Origin of the sequence: Paenibacillus cremeus, assembly GCF_007786445.1 — a bacterium.
Classification (GTDB): domain Bacteria; phylum Bacillota; class Bacilli; order Paenibacillales; family NBRC-103111; genus Paenibacillus_G; species Paenibacillus_G cremeus.
The window spans coordinates 1-19,584 of record NZ_VNJI01000081.1 but is presented as its reverse complement, the minus strand read 5'-3'; the positions used below and the strand labels follow the sequence as shown (position 1 = coordinate 19,584).

Genomic DNA, 19,584 nt, shown 5'->3' with positions numbered 1-19,584 from the left:
TGGCATGCAGTTGCAAGGTGCGATGGCCATATTTGCGGTGAATCTAAAGCGGATATTGAGAATAGCCGACTAAGGATCATTGAGGAATACAACCGAATAGGGTCAAAAAAAGAAGACATCTCCTCTACAAAATGGGAATAAATGTCTTCTTTTTGGTTGAACTCGCCGGCCGGGAAAAAAACGTAAGTTCTTCAGTGGCCTCGTGCAGCAGTAGGGGGACTTTTTATATCAGAAATGGGTACGCAATACGTCGTATTCGTGGGATTACTATCATTGCTCTTAAGTTTGGTATCCATTCTACTAAGAAATCACATGTTGGCTCCCAAGCAACAACTTTCTAGATAAAGCAAATAAGGCTCGGCAAACCAATTACCTAGCCTTTGAACGCCATTATATAATCCGCTCTAACAAGTCCCCCACTTGTTCTGCCATCTGACGAGGTGGGTAAGGCATTCCATTTTTTAACCACCATTCCACGATTCCTACGTAAGCATTGGCAACAAATTGAACAATGACCTCTTCATTACGACCAGCATTTTTGCCTTTCGTTATGTCCACATCTTTCCTGAACTCTTCGATATTAAACTTTAGAAACCGACTACGAAAATAGGGGGCGCCTTCACTTGCTAACATCGTCGAAAAAAATAAATAATTACTCTCTAAATATTCCATGCAGTGTACAGTCGACTCTATAAAATCCATTTCAGCGGCCGACTCGCAAAAATTACCCATATTGGTTATATGCTCTTCCATGATTTGATCTAATAGATCAAATTTGTCTTGATAGTGAAGGTAAATGGTTCCCCGGTTAACATTCGCTCTGTCAGATATATCCTGAATAGTTATGGAATCAAAGCTTTTTTCAGACATCAGTTCGATAAGGGCCTTTTTTATGGCTTCTTGGCTTTTGATAATTCTTCTGTCTATCTTCGGCATCGCTAGATCACCAGACTTTCATTAAAATAATAAACAAATGATATGAATTTGTTGAATAAACAACGAATTACGTTCTTTTAACCATTGAAAGCATCTTGGTTTCACTTATAATTATAAACAGATGTTGATTAATCGTGTAGTGTTTATTGTAAAAAAATATTCATAAATTGCAGGAGGTTACATAATGATTACTGCTAATGCGCGTGCTGTATTCAGTTCGGAAGATTCGTTTAAACTAACTACGATAGAGCGCAGGGATCTTAAGCCGCACGACGTCCTCATTGAGATTAAATATGCTGGGATTTGCCACTCTGACATCCATACCGCTCGCGGCGATTGGGGACCGGTAAACTATCCTCTCGTTCCAGGGCATGAGATCGCAGGAATCGTTACCCAAGTTGGTTCGGAAGTCACCAAATATGCCGTTGGCGACCGAGTAGGGGTTGGCTGCATGGTTGACTCCTGCGGGGAGTGCGATCCTTGCCATAAGGGAGAGGAGCAGTATTGTCTTAACGGTAATACGGGCACCTATGCAGCCATCGATCGGTACGGGCAATATACGCAGGGGGGTTATTCCACTCATATCGTCGTAACCGAAGACTTTGTGGTTCGAATTCCTGATGGTATGGAGCTTGACGTTGCTGCTCCATTGCTGTGTGCCGGGATTACAACGTATTCGCCGCTGCGCCATTGGGGAGCTGCCCCTGGCAAAAAGGTAGCTGTCGTTGGACTTGGAGGGCTTGGACACATGGCAGTGAAGCTCGCTCATGCCATGGGGGCAGAGGTTACGGTTTTATCGCAAACCTTGAAGAAGAAAGAAGACGGTTTGAAGCTTGGCGCAGACCATTATTATGCTACGAGCGATTCTGAGACGTTCACAAAGCTGGCAGGCTCGTTCGACCTGATCATTAATACCGTGAGCGCGAAAATTGATATTAATGCCTACCTTTCCTTGCTGGCGCTGGACGGCACATTGGTCAATGTCGGTGCGCCAGCGGAACCGTTGCCGGTTCAAGTATTCTCACTTATCCCTCATCGACGGTCGTTCGCTGGGTCGATGATCGGTGGCATTCGCGAAACGCAGGAAATGCTAGACTATTGCGCTGAAAATCAAATCGCTCCTGAGATCGAGGTGATTTCCGCCAAGCAGATTGATGAAGCCTGGGAGCGCGTACTAGCATCCGATGTCCGTTATCGATTTGTTATCGACATCAGCACGATGGGGAACGAATAATGATTATCTAAGGCGGGCATCCCCCATTGAATATTTGCCGGTTATTCAATATAAATATACAACAAAAGAAGACAGCGGAATCGCTGTCTTTCTTTCTACAATTCTCTGCTTTGCGATCCCCAAAGGCGGTTGCCCTTGGGCTATTTGATGTATTTATAGCATGGATGAGGAGTGTATCCGTTGGTCATATTTTTCCTTTAACTGCTTAATATCGGCTCTTGGAGGAGCACCAAACATACGGGAGTACTCTCGGCTGAATTGAGATGCACTTTCATAACCTACCCGGAATGCGACATCAGCGGCATCTGTCGACTCCGATAGTAACAGGCGCCGGGCCTCCTGCAATCGAAGATGTTTCTGAAATTGAATGGGGCTCATAGCGGTTAGCTCTTTAAAATGTCTGTGGAATGTCGGAACGCTCATGTTGGCGATCGCTGCAAGCTCATCGATCCGTAAAGGCTGGTCCCAGTAATTTGTGATTTGTTCAATCGTTTCTCTGATCCGAAAGCTTGCTTCTTTCCATAGCAATTTGCGCTAAAGTTATGCCGTATGGCCCTTGCAGCAACCTATACAGTATTTCTCTTTTATAAGCTGGAGCAAGGAAAGGAATATCTTCCGGATGTTCCAACAGTTGAACTAACCTAAGTACCGCGTCCAGTATGGGGGCCTCTATCTTACCAACATACAATGCCCGTTTTGTATTTTCTTTCATTGTTGTTGCATCGCATTCTTTCAAAACTTCAAAAATTTGATCAGATGTAAATTCCAGCTTCAAACTCAAATAAGGTGTGTTCGGTGAAGCCTTGATCACTTGGCCGATTACCGGCAGATTCATTGATGAAACCAAATAGTTAGCCGGACCATACTCAAAACGCTCCTGTGCCAACAGAATCTCTTTCAAGCCCTGTGCAATGAAACAAAAAGAGGGTTTATAGACTCTGTAAACGGGTTGTGTCACTTCGGAATGATGAATGAGAAACAAAGAGGGGATCGCCGATGCATAGACGCCGTTCTTACCACTATGGCTTGCAATGAGTTTGGAGAGTTCATTCTGCTTGTGTAGGATTTCCACCGTAATAGGATCCTCCTTTGCCGAATTGTTCTGTTCTCATTATAAAGCATTTAACTCCATAACGTTAGTACAGTGATAGGATTGGGCAATCATTTAAGATTATCGAGATAACGCAGTGTTTTCCATATATCGCATAATAAGAGAAGGGGGGCCGTATTGAGTGATTTGAATGCTGCACTTTCGAAGATCGAGATATCTGGAGAGCGAGGAAAAAGAAAATGGACTATGTGAAACTTGGAAACACCGGAATGGACGTATCTCGACTTTGTCTTGGATGTATGGGCTTTGGTGAGAAAGAACGCTGGGTTCACCCTTGGGTAATCGATGAAGAAAGCAGTCGTTCTGTAATCAAAAAAGCCCTTGAACTAGGTATTAATTTCTTTGATACAGCAAATGTCTATTCCGATGGAACAAGTGAGGAGTTTGTTGGACGTGCCCTAAAGGATTATGCCCATCGAGATGAAATTGTTCTCGCAACAAAGGTATATTTTCCGATGGGTAAAGATTTAAACAGCCAAGGTCCGAACAGCAAAGGTCTCTCCCGAAAACATATTATGAGTGAAATTGATAAGAGTCTTAAACGCTTGGGAACTGATTATATAGACCTTTATATCATCCATCGCTGGGATTACAACACGCCCATCGAGGAGACAATGGAAGCATTACATGACGTTGTGAAAGCTGGTAAAGCGAGATATATTGGCGCTTCCGCCATGTATGCGTGGCAGTTCCTAAAGGCATTAAATGTGGCAGAGAAAAATGGGTGGACTCGTTTTGTATCCATGCAGAACCACCTAAACCTCATTTACCGTGAAGAAGAACGGGAGATGCTGCCTCTTTGTAAGGAGGAAAAAATCGGGGTAACTCCATATAGTCCGCTCGCGTCAGGAAGATTGACGCGTGATTGGTCGGAAACCACTCTTCGTTCCGAAACAGACAAAACTCAGAGATCGAAGTACGATGCAACTGTATCTACTGACCGATTAATTGCAGAGCGTGTTGCTGAACTAGCAGAAAAGTACGGTGTTCTTCGTTCACAAATCGCAATGGCTTGGTTATTACAAAAAGAGCCGGTAACAGCACCTATTATCGGAGCGACGAAAATATCCCATCTTGAAGATGCAGTGGGTGCTTTATCCGTTACATTAACACCTGAAGAAATTGCATTCTTAGAAGAACCTTATGTGCCACATCCGGTAGTTGGTGCACTATAGATTGATGAGGTTTTTAGCAGGAGCAGGGTTAATACGCTGCTCTGTTTCTTTGATTCAGAAAAACGGGGGGATTCCAAATGCAAAAAGTAGTTTTAAACAATGGAGCAATAGAACACGAGATTCACTGTTGCTCGTCCCGAATGTGGGATAAGCTTGCGCCGGTGACACAATCGACAAACAAGCCCAAATTCTGAAACTACCCCACCAAACGATTCCACCGTGCCGAAAGCTTTAACAACCCAAAAAACAGATATCGCAACCATCGTAACATCCAATCCTGAATGCATAAAATTTTGCCTAAGGTGGTGTTAACATGGGTTTTGGTATTTTGTTATTGGCTGTCGTATTGCTGGGTGTATGGTTCTGGATCAGAGGCAGGAATTGGAAGGTACTGCTTTCGGCAACAAGGGAAAATAGCGAGCAGGTAGAGGTCATGTACTCGCATTTTAAATCAAATAAGATTAAATGTAAGCTGGTCACGGAAGAGGGAGCCGTAGGAAGCACAAGCTTTATGAATCCTATGGATAGGATGCCAAACGATGCTGGAACAGTGATCATGCTGAAGGTACACCAACGTGACATGGAGAGAGCCAAAACCATCATGCAAAATGAACAAGAGATCCTATAAGGCATACCTGTCTCGAAGGTTTCGACGGAAAAGGAGTGATGGCATGAACGACATGAATCACTTGAATAATTCCAGAGATGATCAGCATGTGAAGCATACTTTCCAGGAAGCACCGACGAGAGTGTATCACCGCCCATGGTACAATCAAGGTTGGGTATGGATGATCGTTGTACTGATCGCGTTGGTTAGTATCGTGATGGCGATCGGAGGACTAAGCGACCAAATAGGGAATGTAAGCAGCTCAATCCAGCAGCAAACCGCAGAACTACGTCATCAAAATGAGTTGTTAGCTGCATTCGGTAACGGTTTGAATCGCATCGAAACGGCCATTACAAATGGCTTTGATCGGCTCGTAAACGCCATTGATAATCTGATCAATAAAGTCACTTAAGACAAAATACAAAATAGCGCTGTACCGCGATGGTCAAGACCCCATTCAGCGGACCAATGAAAAAGCCCTAGGCTGCAAGCTGGCGCCGGTATTCAACCGGTGTCAGCTTTTTCGCTTTTGAAGGGAGGTTGGGGTTAAAGGTTGCTTTTTGATCGATGTGTTGGTTATTGTATTATGGATAATATAGAACGAGTGCCTCTATAGGCATTTTAAACATGGGAGGATGAAATGGCCTGGAGTAAATTGAAGCAACATCTGGAGAGTTTTCTCTGTCCTGCGCTATATGGAAGGGTCGAGTACCTTTCAACCAGCTACCGTTATTTACCAGATAAAGCAGGACTTTGTTATATTGCTGTAGACAAAAAGAACGTACTCAATATGAGCGATACCTTAATCAGATGGTATCAGACGGAGTTGGAAATTAAGAATGATTCAGATATCCAGCTTCCTATCGACAACGAAGAAATTGAAGCGGTCAGAAAAGATACCAAAGGGAATGTCCCGGAGGAACGTTTAAAAGTAATCGCAAGAAATAGAAAAATATCAGAACATGCAAAGGAGCTTTTGTCAGCACAGTCATCATTAAGTAAATCAAATTTTATCGTTGTAGCTAATCGATTTTTATCCATTTCTATAGAGGAAAGCCTAGAGAGCGATGATATCTTATTGAATATTCTAGCGTTGGTTGACAGACGAGTTGGGAAAAAGCGAATTTTAAACATGACCGAAAGGATGAAGTTAAAGCATCCAATTGTACAGTATTTCTTTGAACTGCGGCTGAATACGTTATGAAAGTAAATAACTCACTTCTTTGCGAAATGAAATTTAATCTTGTGGATAGACGCTACTCCAATGGCCTGCATGAATAATCTGAATATGATAACTCAAATGAGAAGAAGAAGACAAGAGGTGATTTTCTTCATCATGCATATTCTGATTATTGCTCCAGAACAAATTCCCGTTCCTCCCCCTGTAGGAGGCTCTGTGGAACACAGTATCTATCAAATTGCCAGAAATATTTCTCCTGAGCATCAGGTAACCATTATTAGTCGGCTGCGATCCGGCTATCCAAAGAAAAAGATACTGGGAAATATCACTCTAATTAGAGTTGCTGGAAGAAACAAACATGATTATCTATCCAATGTAATTAAAACTGTCAAGGGTCAGCATTACGATATGATTCAGATAGATAATCGTCCTAGATTCGTACCCACGGTTAGAAAAGCATTCCCGCATACGAAAATTTCTGTTTTTTTGCATTCAACTACATTCATCTCCTCTCCAATGACAACCAAGAAACAAGCCGCGAGCGATCTAAGCGGTGCAAATTGTATTGTTGGCAACAGCCTATCTTTGCAAAATCATTTGAAACGAACCTTTCCAGCAATCAGTGGTAAGGTACGTTACGTTCATTTAGGCGTTGATCTTGATCAATTTCGACCCCGAAAAAAGAAAACTACAAGTGCTCATCGACCTTTTGTAATTCTTTTTGCAGGAAGACTAATCCCCCGCAAAGGGATACCAGTACTCATGAAAGCGATTAAGATCGTGCGAAAATCCATTCCTTCCGCAAGGCTTCATATAGCTGGCGGTACTGGCAAGCTTAGCTACAAGAAATACTTGAAGGAACTCGCATCATCTCTTCGAATTTCAGTTACATTTAAGGGCTATGTCCCGCGCAGTCAAATGCCAGGGTTTTATCGCTCAGGGGACTGTTTCGTCTGTCCCTCTCAGGGACATGAAGCGTTTGGCTTAGTGAATGTGGAAGCTATGGCATCCGGTATTCCTACGATTGCATCTAGGAATGGTGGGATTCCTGAGATCATAAACCATCAACAGAATGGAATTTTAGTTACAAACTACCGAAGCCCTGAAGCTTTTGCCAAAGAAATTACGAACTTAGCGCAAAATCCTTCTTTAGCAAAAAAACTGTCAAAGCAAGCCCGCATAGATGTTACTGAAAAGTTCAGTTGGCGTGCCGCAGCAAGAAAACTTGAAAAGATTTATACTTCAAATATTTCCCAATAAAGGAAAGTGCTATTATTAAACCATAGAGCACCGTGTGCGCCGCGGTGCTTTTTCCTATGCGGATTACACAAAATGGCTTCCGGCAATTTACCGGATTGAAAAATGTTCACTAGCGATGTCTTTGTCTAAACTCGTGGTATATAATTAAGAAGAGTTCTTACGCAGTCAGGAGTTGGGTTAGAGTGAAATGGGTCACGAGAGAACATGCGAATGTAGAGCGGGTGGCTTGTCCATGGCTCATATTGAAATTTATTGATCCGGAGGCCATCTTTGAGTTTGTCCCGAATGATACAAATCCGGTGCTAATTACGGATGGGATTCCATTTGATATGAAAGGTGTCGAGCTCGGTCATCACTATGGGCGGTGCAGCTTTGAATCGATGCTGATTAAATATGAGCTGAATGATAATCCTGCTTTGGCCATGATGGGCTCGATCATTCATGGGGCGGATATCCCGATCGATATCGATATTACTCCGGAATCTGCAGGGCTGCGGGCCATCGCCTTCGGATTCCATTACCTTGGGATTAGTGACCACGAGAAGATTAAGCTGCAGCTTCCCATGTATGATGCGTTATATGCTTGGTGCGAACGTAAAACCGGTGAGGGAAGCCGTCTGAAAAGGTAACATACTGACAATCCATTAAAAGCTGACGAGCTGTCTTCGTAATTGGTCCAGCTGCAGGCGTACATTCCGGCCCATGTCGGATTCGAAATAATCCCGGGATTCAATGCTTTGGAATTGTCTCGTCAGCTTGCGGAATTCCTCGCGAATTTTTTGCATCTGCTCGTCATCGAATTCCCAGCTTTCCTCTTCTTCTAATAAGCCCTCTAGCTTACGGATGGCGGGAAGAAGCTCGGTATATTCTTCTGTGCGAACAGCGTTAAATTGATGAACCATTTCTTGATCCTTATCAGGTGAAAAGGTGGTTGAAAGTAGGGTATATTCCTGGCCGCCAAACTCTTGAACCTTATCGCCAAGCACACCGACAAACAAATGTACGTCGTCCGCATCGGGAAGCAAGCAGACGCCGTCCTGTAAATAAATAGCTCCAAAGCGCTTGAGCTCACGCCACAAATAGGTGCGATATTTGGTTGGCTTCGGAGGCACTTTATAAATAAATAGGATCCATTTCATTTGCATGGTTCTCCTTCATTTCCACGTACATCGTGTAATTACCTATTATAATACCACACAACAAAAACAGCGGCACCTTCCACCGATGAACGGTAAAGGTGCCGCTGTTTTTTTGCTTACTGCCTATGCTTTCTACGATACTCCATAGATAGACTAAGAATTAGTGTTACGACGGTGAACAGGGTTAGCAACCATGAGGCCCATGAGGGGTCAAAGCCGCTTTTCAGCAGTAATCCGGTAATTATTATCGATACGATCAGCCCAATCGCCAGCCACCAATCATCAATGATGAGCCCCAATACGGTCTTTAGCGCTGCCTTCACGGAGATTCACCTTCCGATTTTGTAGATTTCGCAATATTCCAACGCAAACCATGGATAGAACAAGCAAGATAGCGATTAGAACGAGAATGGAAATGTCTTCATGCCACCATTCCACCCCTAAACCTTCACCGACCCAGAAAACGCCAAAGCCGCTAAGCATCAAGCCGACTACAAATTTCATCGTATTTTCCGGAATCATGGCTAGCGGCTTCCTTAGCAATACACCTGTAATGACGACAATAACCAAGCCAAGTACGCTGCCAAGGATCGAGGACACCAATGAATCTGCAGCTAAGCCTAGTGTAAGAACGATGAAAATAGCCTCGACGCCTTCAAGCAGCACTATATTAAATGTGGTCATAAACCCGAACCAATCCATTTTCTTGCCTGCATTCCCATCCTTACGCTGCCTCGCCAATTCCTCCTCAAAAGCCTCGTTCTCCAAGTGCAGCGCCTTTAGACCGGAATAACGAAGGATCGCTTTACGAAGCCAGCGCATACCGAACAGGGTCATTAGAATACCAATCACGAGCTGAAATGTACCTAAATGGACAAGCTTCATTAGCGGAACACCAAACAACGCTACTAAAGCGACTAAGCAGACAATGGCAAGCGCCATACCGGAGAGTGAACTTCGCCATCCCTTCACGACCCCAACAGCGAGAACGATGGTCAGAGCTTCAACGAATTCTACGGCCGTGCCAAGAAAGCTGGCCAAAATCAAATAAAAGTTCATTCCCTACCCTCCTTAATATGTAACAATGGTCACAGTGTAACTGTTGTTACATGTATCATAGAGGAGGACACGGCATTTGTAAATATATATTTTTCCAGTTGTTTTTATCCGGTAAACATTAATACGAGTGGCATTATCACGGTAGTTGTCAATCTGATTATTTTGCAATTGACATATTTCATAACGTGAGTAAAATAGATTGAGTGAATTGATAATGATTATCGATATCAATTAGACCGGAAAAATTTCAAGTTTAGGTAGGGGGATATATGCGTAAAGTTGGGATTATTTGTTGGATCGTTCTTCTTTTGATGTTATCTATTCCTGTCTACGCAAGTGCTAAAGGGGAAGATGATCTGAAAAAAGCCGATGCAGACATACAACAAGCCATTCAATTAGCACAAAGTGGCAAGGTAGAGGATGCATTCAAGCTTTATGATAAGTTTCAAACCAACTGGCTCACGATAGAGGACGGCATTAAGGTAACATCACTGGCGGCTTATCAGAAGATCGAGGGAGCGATGGGAGAAGTTTCCTTTGCTGCTTTGAAACAGCCCATTGACCAAACCAAGCTTATAGAGGCTTTGAAAGCACTGCACGAGTTCAATGCAAACTTCATCTCCGGAAAGCTGGATGCTTTCGGACAAGCGGGCCAAAGCAGTGAGAAGGTCTCGATTGCTTCCCTAGTTGCTTTGCTTGAAACCACGCAGGAGCAATTAAAACAAAGCAATTTTGAAGGAGCCAAAGCGAGCATTCAGAAGCTTCGGAGCTCCTGGCTTGACATCGAAGGGATCGTCTTAACGCAGTCATCATCGGTATATACCCTAATGGAAAGAGACATGGTCACTGCCTATGCATTGCTGAGCGCAGAACCAATTAACTCGAAAGAAGCTGCGATGACCGTTGATCGCATGCATGAAGCGCTTGGGCCGTTAGCGGGTAAAACGAGCTACACCATGCTTGATGCTACAACCATTTTGTTAAGAGAAGGACTCGAAGCCCTGCACGGTGACTACGGGTGGAGGATATTTTGCGGTTCTTCCAGGTGTAGCAAGCAAAGACTCTTACTTGGGACAGGTTTTGTTTGGATAAGCAGCTTAAGTGAAAAAGAAACACCGTCTTGGACAGTGAATAGACGGTGTTTTTTTGCATTCACATTATTAGCTAATGATTCGTTTTGCCCATTGAAATCGGCCTAACCAGTAATTATTTAGAGGTGCAATCGTAACGCCTGGCGCTCCAAACGTATGAATAAACTCATTGTTTCCAATGAACATACCAACGTGAGTAATCATACGATTGGATGAACCCTCGGAGTTAAAAAAAAGCAAGTCACCTGGCTTTAAGCTTGAAAGATCGACCGTCGTGCCCATTGTTGATTGCTCCCGGGATGAGCGTGGAAGTGAAATGCCAGAATGTCCGAAAATATATTGCATAAAAGAAGAACAATCGAATGCATGTGAATCTGGATAGGGGCCTGCACCGAATTGATAGGGTGTGCCCCAAAATTGTTTAGCAAACGAAATGATATCATCAGGGTTAACAGCATTCAGCGAAAAAGCTTTTATTTTCATGGTATTGGATGTCGGCTCTGGCTCTGGCTGTGAAAAAAGTTTATTTAGTGATGCTGTTGTTAATAGCAGATCTCCGTTTGTGCTTTCGGGGGCTTCCGGGATTGTAAACGTAGAATTACCCGAGATGACGGTTGTATCATTTGCCTTTAAACGATAAATGGGATCGGTTTCTCCCACCAAAAATGAATTGGAGCCGGAATCAAAGGTCACCTTGAGATTATGCTCTTTCGCTGCCTCCGAGAGGGAGACCAACTTTTCCGTACCTTGTCTGGACTGTTCTTTTAGCTGATTCTGGTTTGAACAACCTGCTCCAAAACAGATTTGAAGGACAAAAATAATATACAAAATTTTTATTTTCATGCATACTAACCCCTTTTTTTAAGGGTATTATTTCAATTGAGGTTAAATAGTATACATCGGAAACAATTTTACATCTGAAGAATCAATTTCTCTTTTTTTGATAACTTTTTTAGTGACACAATTGGGATATGCGGCTGGCTTTGTGCAGCGTGAATTCGCTGTCCATTTTTTGACGGTAGAAGTGTATGAAAAATTGAAACAAAAAAGAGACCCGCAAAAGGTCTCTTTATAACATTCGCACGCCGCTGATAAAGCGGTCTGCCCAGTATCCTGTTGTCATACTGAATGTGGAAACGCCAACACTTGGGCTATTGCCGATAAACTGTCCGTTGCCTGCATAAATGCCCGCGTGATTGATTTGTCCCGGTGTGCCTACGCTGAAGAACACAAGGTCACCAGGCTGTAGATCGGATTCTTTATAAATTCTTTGACCCATATTTGCTTGTGCTTTCGAACCCCACGGAAGGTCGATGCCATATAAGCCGTAAATGTATTTTGTAAACGCCGAGCAGTCGAGTACGAGGTTTGACGGGTTGTTAGTGCCAAAGCTGTATTTTACCTTACCCGAATATGTTCCAGCGGTATAAGCGATATCTCTGCCTTCGTCAGGGTAGCTTGTCGCAGCGGCACTTGCCTTTGTAGGGAAAAGCGACGCAGCGGGAGCAAGTAAAGTCGCACAAACGGCGAAAGTGACCATCATTTTTTTCATCATGAATATCACTCCTTGTCGTTTTGTGAACCCTATGTTACAGGACTTTGGACACATACAACAACCACCAAAATAAGACAATGAATGATTTTTAGCCTTCGGCGTAAAATACAAAAGTCATGAAACTGCTCTTCACACCACATGAGATATGCTTGTTTGGAAAACGTCTTTAGCCCCGTTTCTCCCGGAACAATCGCTGAGGCCGGCCCACAGTACCGTATTGCTGCAGCTCCTCCACGGAGCCGGCCTCGACTAGGTAAACGAGGTAGGTGCGCATGGTCGAACGGCTCACACCCGCCAGCTGCGCGATCTGCTCTGCGCTTAGATACTCGTTCTGCTCCTTCAGGCACATCTTGATGCGATCCAGAGTGCGCTGGTCGATCCCTTTTTGCAGCGGCTGCATAGCGTCGGAGGGAGGAGAGGTGCGAAGCTTGCGGAGATGATCTACCGTTTGCTGGTCGACTTCCTTGGAGGCCGTCAATTTGCTTTTGAATTGGGCGTATTTGCTTAAAGAACCCCGCAGCTGCTCCAGATTGAACGGCTTGATCAAGTAATCGATAATTCCAAGCCGGAAGCCTTCCTCCACCACTTCTAGCTCCTTGGCGGCCGTAATCATGATCACGTCGCATGGATGAGAGCCGTTGGCACGAATCGTGCGCAGCAGTTCGATGCCTGACCGGTCCGGCATGTAGACATCGAGAATCAACAGATCGGGCTCTAGCTCGTCCACCAGCTTGAGCGCCTCCGTATAGCTGTGCGCCGTTCCCACCCAATGGAAGCTCTCCATACTGTCTATGAACTTGCCGTGCATCTTGGCGATCATGAAATCGTCATCGACCACGACTACGCGAATCTCACGGTTAGGATTCACTCTTCTCCACTCCCTCTTTCGGTAAAATCATCTTCAGCTCCGTACCCTCGGAAGAGGAACGGACCGATATCGTCCCTCCTGCATTGGCAGCCAGCCGCTGCACCAATGCAAGCCCGGTGCCGCGCCCTTCTCCCTTGGTGCTTACCCCATCCTGCAGCACGCTCCGGCCAAGGGCAGGATCGATCCCGGGCCCCGTATCCCTCACGCTCACCGTTAGTCGCTCCGGTTCTTCATAGAGGTATACCTTAATATCCGCCTGCCGATCTGCGTCGGGATGGGTCTTCCTTGCGGCCGTCTCCGATTCCGCGTTGATCGCTTCGAATGCATTTTCGATAGTGTTGCCGAGAAACGTGATGACCAGCTCCCGGTGAGAAACCAGGTTCGGAACCGAGGAGGACGGGTCAATGTGCAGCGGGATGCTCAACTCCTTAGCTTTATGCAGCTTGCCAATCAATATGCCGACGATCGCCGGGTCCTTAATATGTGCCAGGAAAAAATCCAACGTGCTCTGATAATCGTGATTGACTTCCTCGATAATGTTTTTCGCCAGCTCGTAATCCTTCATCTCGATGAGGCCGGAGATCAAATGGAGCTTATTCATGAACTCATGCCGCTGACTTCGGATCGTATCGACATACCTGCCGATATCGGACATGCGGTGGCTGATTTGATCCAGCTGCTGCTTGTCCCGGAATGAAGCTACGGCACCAATGACCCGCCCCTCCGTGGTGACAGGAACGCGGTTCACCACGACCAGCGTATTGCCGATGATCATCGGCTGATCATAGTGAGGCGTGCCCTGCAGCAGCACCTCAGGCAGGCGCGAATGAGGCAGAATAGAGCGGATGGGCTCTCCGATGACCTCTCGCGCATCAAGTCCGATCATTTTAGACGCCTCGTGGTTGCATGTCGTAATGTCGCCGTGGCTGTTGACAGCGATAATGCCCTCGCGGATCGATTCAAGTATGGCGGACTGCTCCCGGGCGAGATAAGCGATCTCGAAGGGCTCCATGTTGAAGAGCTGCTTCTTAATCGAGCCGGACAGCAGGTATGCGCCAAGCAGACCGCATAGCAGAGCCACAAAACCGGTCGATGCGATCCACAGCAGGTTGAGTCCGATCTGCCGCCAGACGGCAGTTACCAAAAAGCCCACCGAGACGATGCCGATCTGCTGCCCCGACGCATCTCGGATCGGTGTCTTGCCGCGGATGGAGCGCCCGAGCGTCCCGGTTGCCATTGTAATGCTATCTTGTCCTTCCAGAACCAGACCGTTGTCTTCTCCAACCATATGCTTGCCGATCTCGCTGGGGCTCGGGTGAACGATGCGGATTTGGTCCATATCGGCTATAACGATAAATTGAGCTCCCGTCTTCTGACGAATCGTCTCCACAAGCGTCTGCAGCTTCAGCACGGAATCCGGTGAGGCAAACGCTTGAACCGTTTCAGGCAGAGCCGCTGTTGTCCTGGCGAGCATTAGCGCACGCTGGCCTGCTTCGTCGAATTGACGCTCGATCGTCAAATATTCGATGGAGGCAATGGTCAGCAGCACCACAACTCCGACAATCAAGAAAACAAGCAGGTTGATCTTGGTCCGAAGCTTCAGTTGGTTCATCCAGATCATGGTCGGACCCCTTTCATGTAAACGCTATATTCCTAATACTAATGCCGATCATGGTAAAAAGGAACGGGGTCTGTCCCGTGCGGTCCGTTGTTTTTATCGTCAAAATTGGCTATATCGGTATTTATTCGTAATATTGCCGAAAACTATGCAGGTAAGCGGTTGCATACTATACTTCGATATGTAAGCGCAATCATTATATACACCTTAGAAACGCAACGATAAAAGGAGGATCAACTAACTTATGGCTACTGCCGAAGTACCGATGATCGAGCTGCAGGGTGTCACCAAGCAATTCGTTAAACCGTCGGGTGAAATTCATACCGTGTTAAGAAATATCAATCTGAAGGTCGGCAAAGGGGAGTTTTGCTCCATTGTCGGGCCGACAGGCTGCGGCAAGTCGACGACGCTCAGTCTTATCGCAGGCTTTGAAGCGCCGACTGTCGGCCAGGTTCAGATACAAAACAAGCTGCTTGATGGTATTAATTCCCGGGCGGTGTGCGTCTTCCAATCGGAGAATGCGTTTCCGTGGAAGACCGTCATTGACAATGTCTCGCTGAGCCTGCGGCTCAAGGGCATCAAGAAGGACAAGGCTTACGCCGAGGCCCGCCATTGGATTGAGAAGGTGGGTCTCAAGGGCTTCGAGGGGCATTACCCACACCAGCTGTCCGGCGGGATGCGGAAGCGGGTGGCGCTCGCGCAATGCCTCATTACACAGCCGGAAATTTTGCTAATGGACGAATCGTTCTCGGCGTTGGACGTGCATACCCGGTCACTGATGGAGAATGAACTCCTGAATATTTGGGAGGAAACGCGCGCGTCAGTTATTTTTATCACCCATGACCTGGAGGAGGCTATCGCGCTGAGCGACAGAGTGATCGTGCTGACCGCCGGTCCGGGCGCGACGATCAAGGGGGATTACCCCATCCATCTCACGCGGCCGCGGAATGTGTCGGAAATTCGCTTCGAGCCGGGCTTTATGCAGCTGCACGAACAGATTTGGAACGACTTAAGAGACGAGGTGATGACGAGCTATGCACATGCAATCCGCGCTTAGCAACTCGCATGATGAAGTGGTGAGCCGCAAGAAAGAAATGAAGCTTCGGCTCATGAAGATAAGAGCCAGAAACCTGAGCATGCAGGTGCTGGTATTCATCGCGATCTTCGGCTCGTGGCAGGTGTTGACAGATAATCAAGTGATCGATCCGTTCTTCTTCTCCAGCCCGCTGGCGATTTTAAAGCAAATTATCGACTGGATCGTAAATGGCACCAGTCAGGGGCCGCTGCTCACCCATTTTGTCGTCACGTTCGAAGAAACGATCATCTCCTTCCTGCTAGGCGTCGTGCTGGGGGTCATCGGTGGCTTCGCTCTCGGACGGAGCGAGATTCTCTCTGTTATCTTCGGTCCTTACATTCAAATGCTGAATGCGCTTCCACGGGTCGTACTGGCGCCGATCTTCATTATTTGGTTCGGTCTCGGGATGCCGTCGAAGGTAGCGCTTGGGGTTACGCTGACCTTCTTCATCGTGTTCTTCAACGCTTTCCAGGGCGTCAGAGAGGTGGATCGCACACTGTTGAACAATGCGCGGCTGCTTGGAGCCAACCGAAGGCAGCTCGCCCAGCACGTCATTATCCCTTCCGCTTTGACATGGATCTTGTCCAGTCTTCACTCGAGCTTCGGCTTTGCGCTTGTCGGCGCGGTGGTTGGGGAGTTCATCGGCTCGACGAAGGGACTCGGCTTCCTAATCGCCCAGGCGCAGGGTGCGTTTAACACAACGGGTGTGTTTGCTGGCATGGTGCTGCTGTCCATTACCGCGCTCGCGACCAATTGGGCTGTAGGGAAGCTGGAGAAGCGGTTTATCGCTTGGCGGCACGTGCGTCAATAAAAAATACATGGTGAAGAGGAGAATTCCAATGAAAATGAACAAAAGACATTCGATGAAGCTAAGCGCATTTATTCTGTTGTCGCTGGTGCTGGTGACAAGCGGCTGTGCAACTTCGGGCGGAGGTACCGCCAAGCCCGCAGCCCAAGGCTCATCCGCTCCTACTAAGCTGCCTAAGGTGCAGATTATGGTCGGCGGGCTGGAAAAAATCATTTACATGCCGGCGAAGCTGACTGAGAACCTAGGATATTTTAAAGATGAAGGCCTCGATGTCGAGCTCACCAGCCAAGCCTCAGGCGTAAATGCGGAGCAGGCGCTGATCGCAGGAGAAGTGCAGGGCGTAGTCGGCTACTACGATCATACGATCGATATCCAGTCGAAGGGCAAATACCTGGAGACGGTCGTCCAATTCGGCGTCGTTCCCGGTCAACGGCTGATGGTCTCGAATAAAATGAAGGATCAGATCAAAACGCTGGCGGATCTAAAGGGCAAAAATATCGGTGTCACCAGTCTCGGCGCTTCGACGCATTTCCTTGCAAGCTACCTGGTGACCAAGGGCGGCAACACGCCTAAGGATTATGTGCCTCTCGCCGTAGGCTCGGGCAGCACGGTGGTTGCGGCCTTCGAGCAGGGCAAGATCGATCTGGTCGTTACCTCTCAGCCGACCATCGCGCTGCTGGAGTCGAAAGGTCTTGCGACCTCGCTGGCCGATATGGAGTCGTCGTCCGGCACAAAGCAGACGCTGGGCGGTACGTACCCGGCTGCAAGCCTGTACATGAATGCAGATTATGTGAAGAAAAATCCAGAGGTCGTGCAGCATTTGGCGAATGCATTTGTGAAGACGGAGAAATATATCGCATCCCACACGGCCGAACAGATTGCGGACCTGCTGCCGAAGGAATATTACGCAGGGGACAAGGACATGTATCTAAAGGCGCTCCAAGCAAGCCTCTCTATGTTCACGCCGGACGGAAAAATGCCTGCAGGCGGACCGGAAAAGGTGCTTGAGGTGCTGCAAACGTTCAATCCTCAGCTGAAGGATACGAAGACCGATCTGAGCAAGACGTTTACAAACGAATTTGTGGACAAGGTGAAATAAGTGGTACTAAGGGGCTGGATTCAATATGATTAATGAGCGTGAGGTCCGGTACTCTCACTTGCTGTCTACCGGTACCGTGCATTATAATCTGCCTTCCGACGAGCTGGCTCGGATCGCTGTAAGCAAGGGGGAGGGCGTACTCTCTTCGACGCAGGCTTTTCGGGCGACGACGGGTGCCTTTACGGGACGCTCCCCCAAGGATAAATATATCGTTCGCGAAGCGCCGGTTTTTCAGCATGTGGCTTGGGGCGAGGTGAACCAGCCCATCACGGAGATGCAGTTCGAGAGCTTCTACCAAAAAGCATTAAAATACGTTCAAGGCCGCGAGCTGTTCGTGTTCGACGGCTTTGCTGGAGCGGACCCGGCATACCGCCTTCCGATTCGCGTCGTTACCGAATACGCTTGGCATAATTTGTTCGTACGTCAGCTGTTCGTCCGCCCAAACGCGGAAGAGCTGGAGGCGCATCTGCCGGAATTTACGGTGTACGACCTGCCCGGATTGAAGGCGGATCCGGCTGTGGACGGCACACGGTCGGAAACCTTTATCATCATCTCGTTCGAGCGCAGGATGGTGCTGATCGGTGGAACGCAGTATGCCGGCGAGATGAAAAAATCGATCTTCAGCGTGCTCAATTACTTATTGCCGTTCCGCGGCGTGTTACCGATGCACTGCTCGGCGAACGTGGGGGAGCAGGGAACGACAGCACTGTTCTTCGGACTGTCCGGGACGGGAAAGACGACGCTCTCCACTGATCTGAGCCGGCGCTTAATCGGTGACGATGAGCATGGCTGGTCAGAAAAAGGGATCTTCAATTTCGAGGGTGGCTGCTACGCCAAGTGTATCGGGCTCACCGAGTCGAAGGAGCCGCAAATTTGGAACGCCATACGCTCCGGCGCGGTGCTGGAGAATGTCGTGTTGGATCCGCAGACGCAAACGGCTGACTACAACGACGGCTCCTTGACTGAAAATACGCGCGCGGCGTATCCCATCGACCATATTCCTGGAGCCGTGATTCCCGGCATAGCCGGTCACCCGGACGTCATCCTGTTCCTGACCGCTGATGCCTCTGGGGTGCTGCCGCCGATCGCCAGACTTACCAAGGAACAAGCGATGTATCACTTCTTGTCCGGCTATACATCCAAGCTGGCAGGAACAGAACGGGGCGTTACCAAGCCAGAGGCTACGTTCTCGGCGTGCTTCGGAGCGCCTTTCCTGCCACTGAAGCCAAGCGTATACGCCGAAATGCTGGGCAACCGAATCGACCGCCACAGGGTGCGCGTGTACCTTGTCAACACAGGATGGTCCGGCGGGCCGTATGGGACCGGCAAGCGGATGCAGCTGGAGTATACCCGGGCAATGGTCAGCGCGGCGATCGACGGCTCGATAGAGCAGGGCGCCTTTGAGACTGACCCGGTATTCGGCCTAAGCATACCGGAAGCGGTAACAGGCGTGCCTGACTGGGTGCTCCAGCCGCGGAGTACATGGGCGGATGCAGATGCATACGATGCGGCGGCAATAGAGCTCGCGGAGCGGTTCATCCGCAACTTCGAGAAGTTCCCGGAGGCGGCGGAGGCTATACGAAGCGCGGGACCGCGGTTGTAGGCCGATTATAGTTTAAGTACAACAAGCCCAGTACCTGACGGTACTGGGTTTGTTGGTGCGCCTCGCAGTCGCACAGTCTAGGTGGTTCAAATCCACTCGGTAACTTTACCCTTTAAAGTGCCGTAGCCGAAGTAGAGGTCCAATCTTCATATGGAGAGGGACTGGC

General features: G+C 47.6%; 19 protein-coding genes and 2 pseudogenes. 13 read left to right on the top strand and 8 right to left on the bottom strand.

Annotation, left to right across the window (positions count from 1 at the left end; translation table 11 throughout):
- Positions 1-207 precede the first annotated feature (207 nt).
- Positions 208-345 (top strand): annotated as a pseudogene (locus FPZ49_RS37165) (MFS transporter); the annotation flags it as partial.
- Positions 346-390: 45 nt separating this feature from the next.
- On the opposite strand, the gene FPZ49_RS33660 reads toward FPZ49_RS37165, so the two are convergent.
- Positions 391-936 carry a TetR/AcrR family transcriptional regulator gene (locus FPZ49_RS33660; protein ID WP_144854902.1) on the bottom strand — a complete coding sequence of 182 codons (546 nt, stop codon included), beginning with the start codon at positions 934-936 and terminating at the stop codon, positions 391-393.
- A 184-nt stretch (positions 937-1,120) separates the two neighbouring features.
- On the opposite strand from FPZ49_RS33660, the gene FPZ49_RS33655 reads away from it, so the two are divergent.
- Positions 1,121-2,170, top strand: a complete 1,050-nt coding sequence (locus tag FPZ49_RS33655; RefSeq protein ID WP_144854900.1) for an NAD(P)-dependent alcohol dehydrogenase — start codon at positions 1,121-1,123, stop codon at positions 2,168-2,170.
- A gap of 153 nt (positions 2,171-2,323) precedes the next feature.
- Here FPZ49_RS33655 and FPZ49_RS33650 read toward each other — a convergent pair.
- Positions 2,324-3,248 (bottom strand): annotated as a pseudogene (locus tag FPZ49_RS33650) (AraC family transcriptional regulator N-terminal domain-containing protein).
- A gap of 212 nt (positions 3,249-3,460) precedes the next feature.
- Here FPZ49_RS33650 and FPZ49_RS33645 point away from each other — a divergent pair.
- From FPZ49_RS33645 to FPZ49_RS33620, 6 genes are all read left to right on the top strand, one after another.
- A complete protein-coding gene (locus FPZ49_RS33645; protein ID WP_144854898.1) occupies positions 3,461-4,456 on the top strand; it encodes an aldo/keto reductase in 996 nt (331 codons plus the stop codon).
- 313 nt (positions 4,457-4,769) lie between these two features.
- A complete protein-coding gene (locus FPZ49_RS33640) occupies positions 4,770-5,084 on the top strand; it encodes a hypothetical protein (protein WP_144854896.1) in 315 nt (104 codons plus the stop codon).
- A gap of 43 nt (positions 5,085-5,127) precedes the next feature.
- Complete coding sequence (locus FPZ49_RS33635; RefSeq protein WP_144854894.1) at positions 5,128-5,475, top strand: hypothetical protein; 348 nt, start codon at positions 5,128-5,130, stop codon at positions 5,473-5,475.
- A 228-nt stretch (positions 5,476-5,703) separates the two neighbouring features.
- On the top strand, positions 5,704-6,267 hold the full coding sequence (locus FPZ49_RS33630) for an SF0329 family protein (RefSeq protein ID WP_144854892.1): 564 nt from the start codon (positions 5,704-5,706) through the stop codon (positions 6,265-6,267).
- A gap of 132 nt (positions 6,268-6,399) precedes the next feature.
- Complete coding sequence (locus FPZ49_RS33625; protein ID WP_222430008.1) at positions 6,400-7,503, top strand: glycosyltransferase family 4 protein; 1,104 nt, start codon at positions 6,400-6,402, stop codon at positions 7,501-7,503.
- Positions 7,504-7,685: 182 nt separating this feature from the next.
- Positions 7,686-8,132: a chromate resistance protein ChrB domain-containing protein gene (locus FPZ49_RS33620; RefSeq protein ID WP_144854889.1), complete on the top strand. Its 447-nt coding sequence runs from the start codon at positions 7,686-7,688 to the stop codon at positions 8,130-8,132.
- Positions 8,133-8,147: 15 nt separating this feature from the next.
- Here FPZ49_RS33620 and FPZ49_RS33615 read toward each other — a convergent pair whose 3' ends face one another.
- Positions 8,148-8,642, bottom strand: a complete 495-nt coding sequence (locus FPZ49_RS33615; RefSeq protein WP_144854887.1) for a Chromate resistance protein ChrB — start codon at positions 8,640-8,642, stop codon at positions 8,148-8,150.
- A 282-nt stretch (positions 8,643-8,924) separates the two neighbouring features.
- Positions 8,925-9,701, bottom strand: a complete 777-nt coding sequence (locus FPZ49_RS33610) for a COG4280 domain-containing protein (RefSeq protein WP_144854885.1) — start codon at positions 9,699-9,701, stop codon at positions 8,925-8,927.
- A 269-nt stretch (positions 9,702-9,970) separates the two neighbouring features.
- Between FPZ49_RS33610 and FPZ49_RS33605 the strand changes: the two genes are divergently transcribed.
- Positions 9,971-10,900, top strand: a complete 930-nt coding sequence (locus FPZ49_RS33605) for a hypothetical protein (RefSeq protein WP_144854883.1) — start codon at positions 9,971-9,973, stop codon at positions 10,898-10,900.
- Here the strand turns inward: FPZ49_RS33605 and FPZ49_RS33600 are convergent.
- From FPZ49_RS33600 to FPZ49_RS33585, 4 genes are all read right to left on the bottom strand, one after another.
- Positions 10,862-11,635 carry a C40 family peptidase gene (locus FPZ49_RS33600; RefSeq protein WP_144854881.1) on the bottom strand — a complete coding sequence of 258 codons (774 nt, stop codon included), beginning with the start codon at positions 11,633-11,635 and terminating at the stop codon, positions 10,862-10,864. The genes FPZ49_RS33605 and FPZ49_RS33600 overlap by 39 nt on opposite strands.
- Before the next feature lie 226 nt (positions 11,636-11,861).
- Positions 11,862-12,347, bottom strand: a complete 486-nt coding sequence (locus FPZ49_RS33595) for a C40 family peptidase (protein ID WP_186446258.1) — start codon at positions 12,345-12,347, stop codon at positions 11,862-11,864.
- Positions 12,348-12,513: 166 nt separating this feature from the next.
- The gene (locus FPZ49_RS33590; RefSeq protein WP_144854877.1) at positions 12,514-13,215 is read right to left on the bottom strand and encodes a response regulator; all 702 of its coding nucleotides are present in this window, start codon (positions 13,213-13,215) and stop codon (positions 12,514-12,516) included.
- Positions 13,205-14,836 carry an ATP-binding protein gene (locus FPZ49_RS33585; RefSeq protein ID WP_144854875.1) on the bottom strand — a complete coding sequence of 544 codons (1,632 nt, stop codon included), beginning with the start codon at positions 14,834-14,836 and terminating at the stop codon, positions 13,205-13,207. The genes FPZ49_RS33590 and FPZ49_RS33585 overlap by 11 nt, the downstream gene beginning before the upstream one ends.
- Before the next feature lie 241 nt (positions 14,837-15,077).
- On the opposite strand from FPZ49_RS33585, the gene FPZ49_RS33580 reads away from it, so the two are divergent.
- The 4 genes from FPZ49_RS33580 to pckA are packed head-to-tail and all read left to right on the top strand — an operon-like array spanning position 15,078 to position 19,418.
- Positions 15,078-15,890, top strand: a complete 813-nt coding sequence (locus FPZ49_RS33580; RefSeq protein WP_144854873.1) for an ABC transporter ATP-binding protein — start codon at positions 15,078-15,080, stop codon at positions 15,888-15,890.
- On the top strand, positions 15,868-16,719 hold the full coding sequence (locus FPZ49_RS33575) for an ABC transporter permease (protein ID WP_144854871.1): 852 nt from the start codon (positions 15,868-15,870) through the stop codon (positions 16,717-16,719). Before FPZ49_RS33580 ends, FPZ49_RS33575 begins: the two co-directional genes overlap by 23 nt.
- Positions 16,720-16,747: 28 nt before the next feature.
- Positions 16,748-17,815: an ABC transporter substrate-binding protein gene (locus FPZ49_RS33570; RefSeq protein ID WP_144854869.1), complete on the top strand. Its 1,068-nt coding sequence runs from the start codon at positions 16,748-16,750 to the stop codon at positions 17,813-17,815.
- A 25-nt stretch (positions 17,816-17,840) separates the two neighbouring features.
- Positions 17,841-19,418, top strand: coding sequence for a phosphoenolpyruvate carboxykinase (ATP) (gene pckA, locus FPZ49_RS33565; RefSeq protein ID WP_144854867.1), 1,578 nt, complete (start codon positions 17,841-17,843; stop codon positions 19,416-19,418).
- Positions 19,419-19,584: the final 166 nt, after the last annotated feature.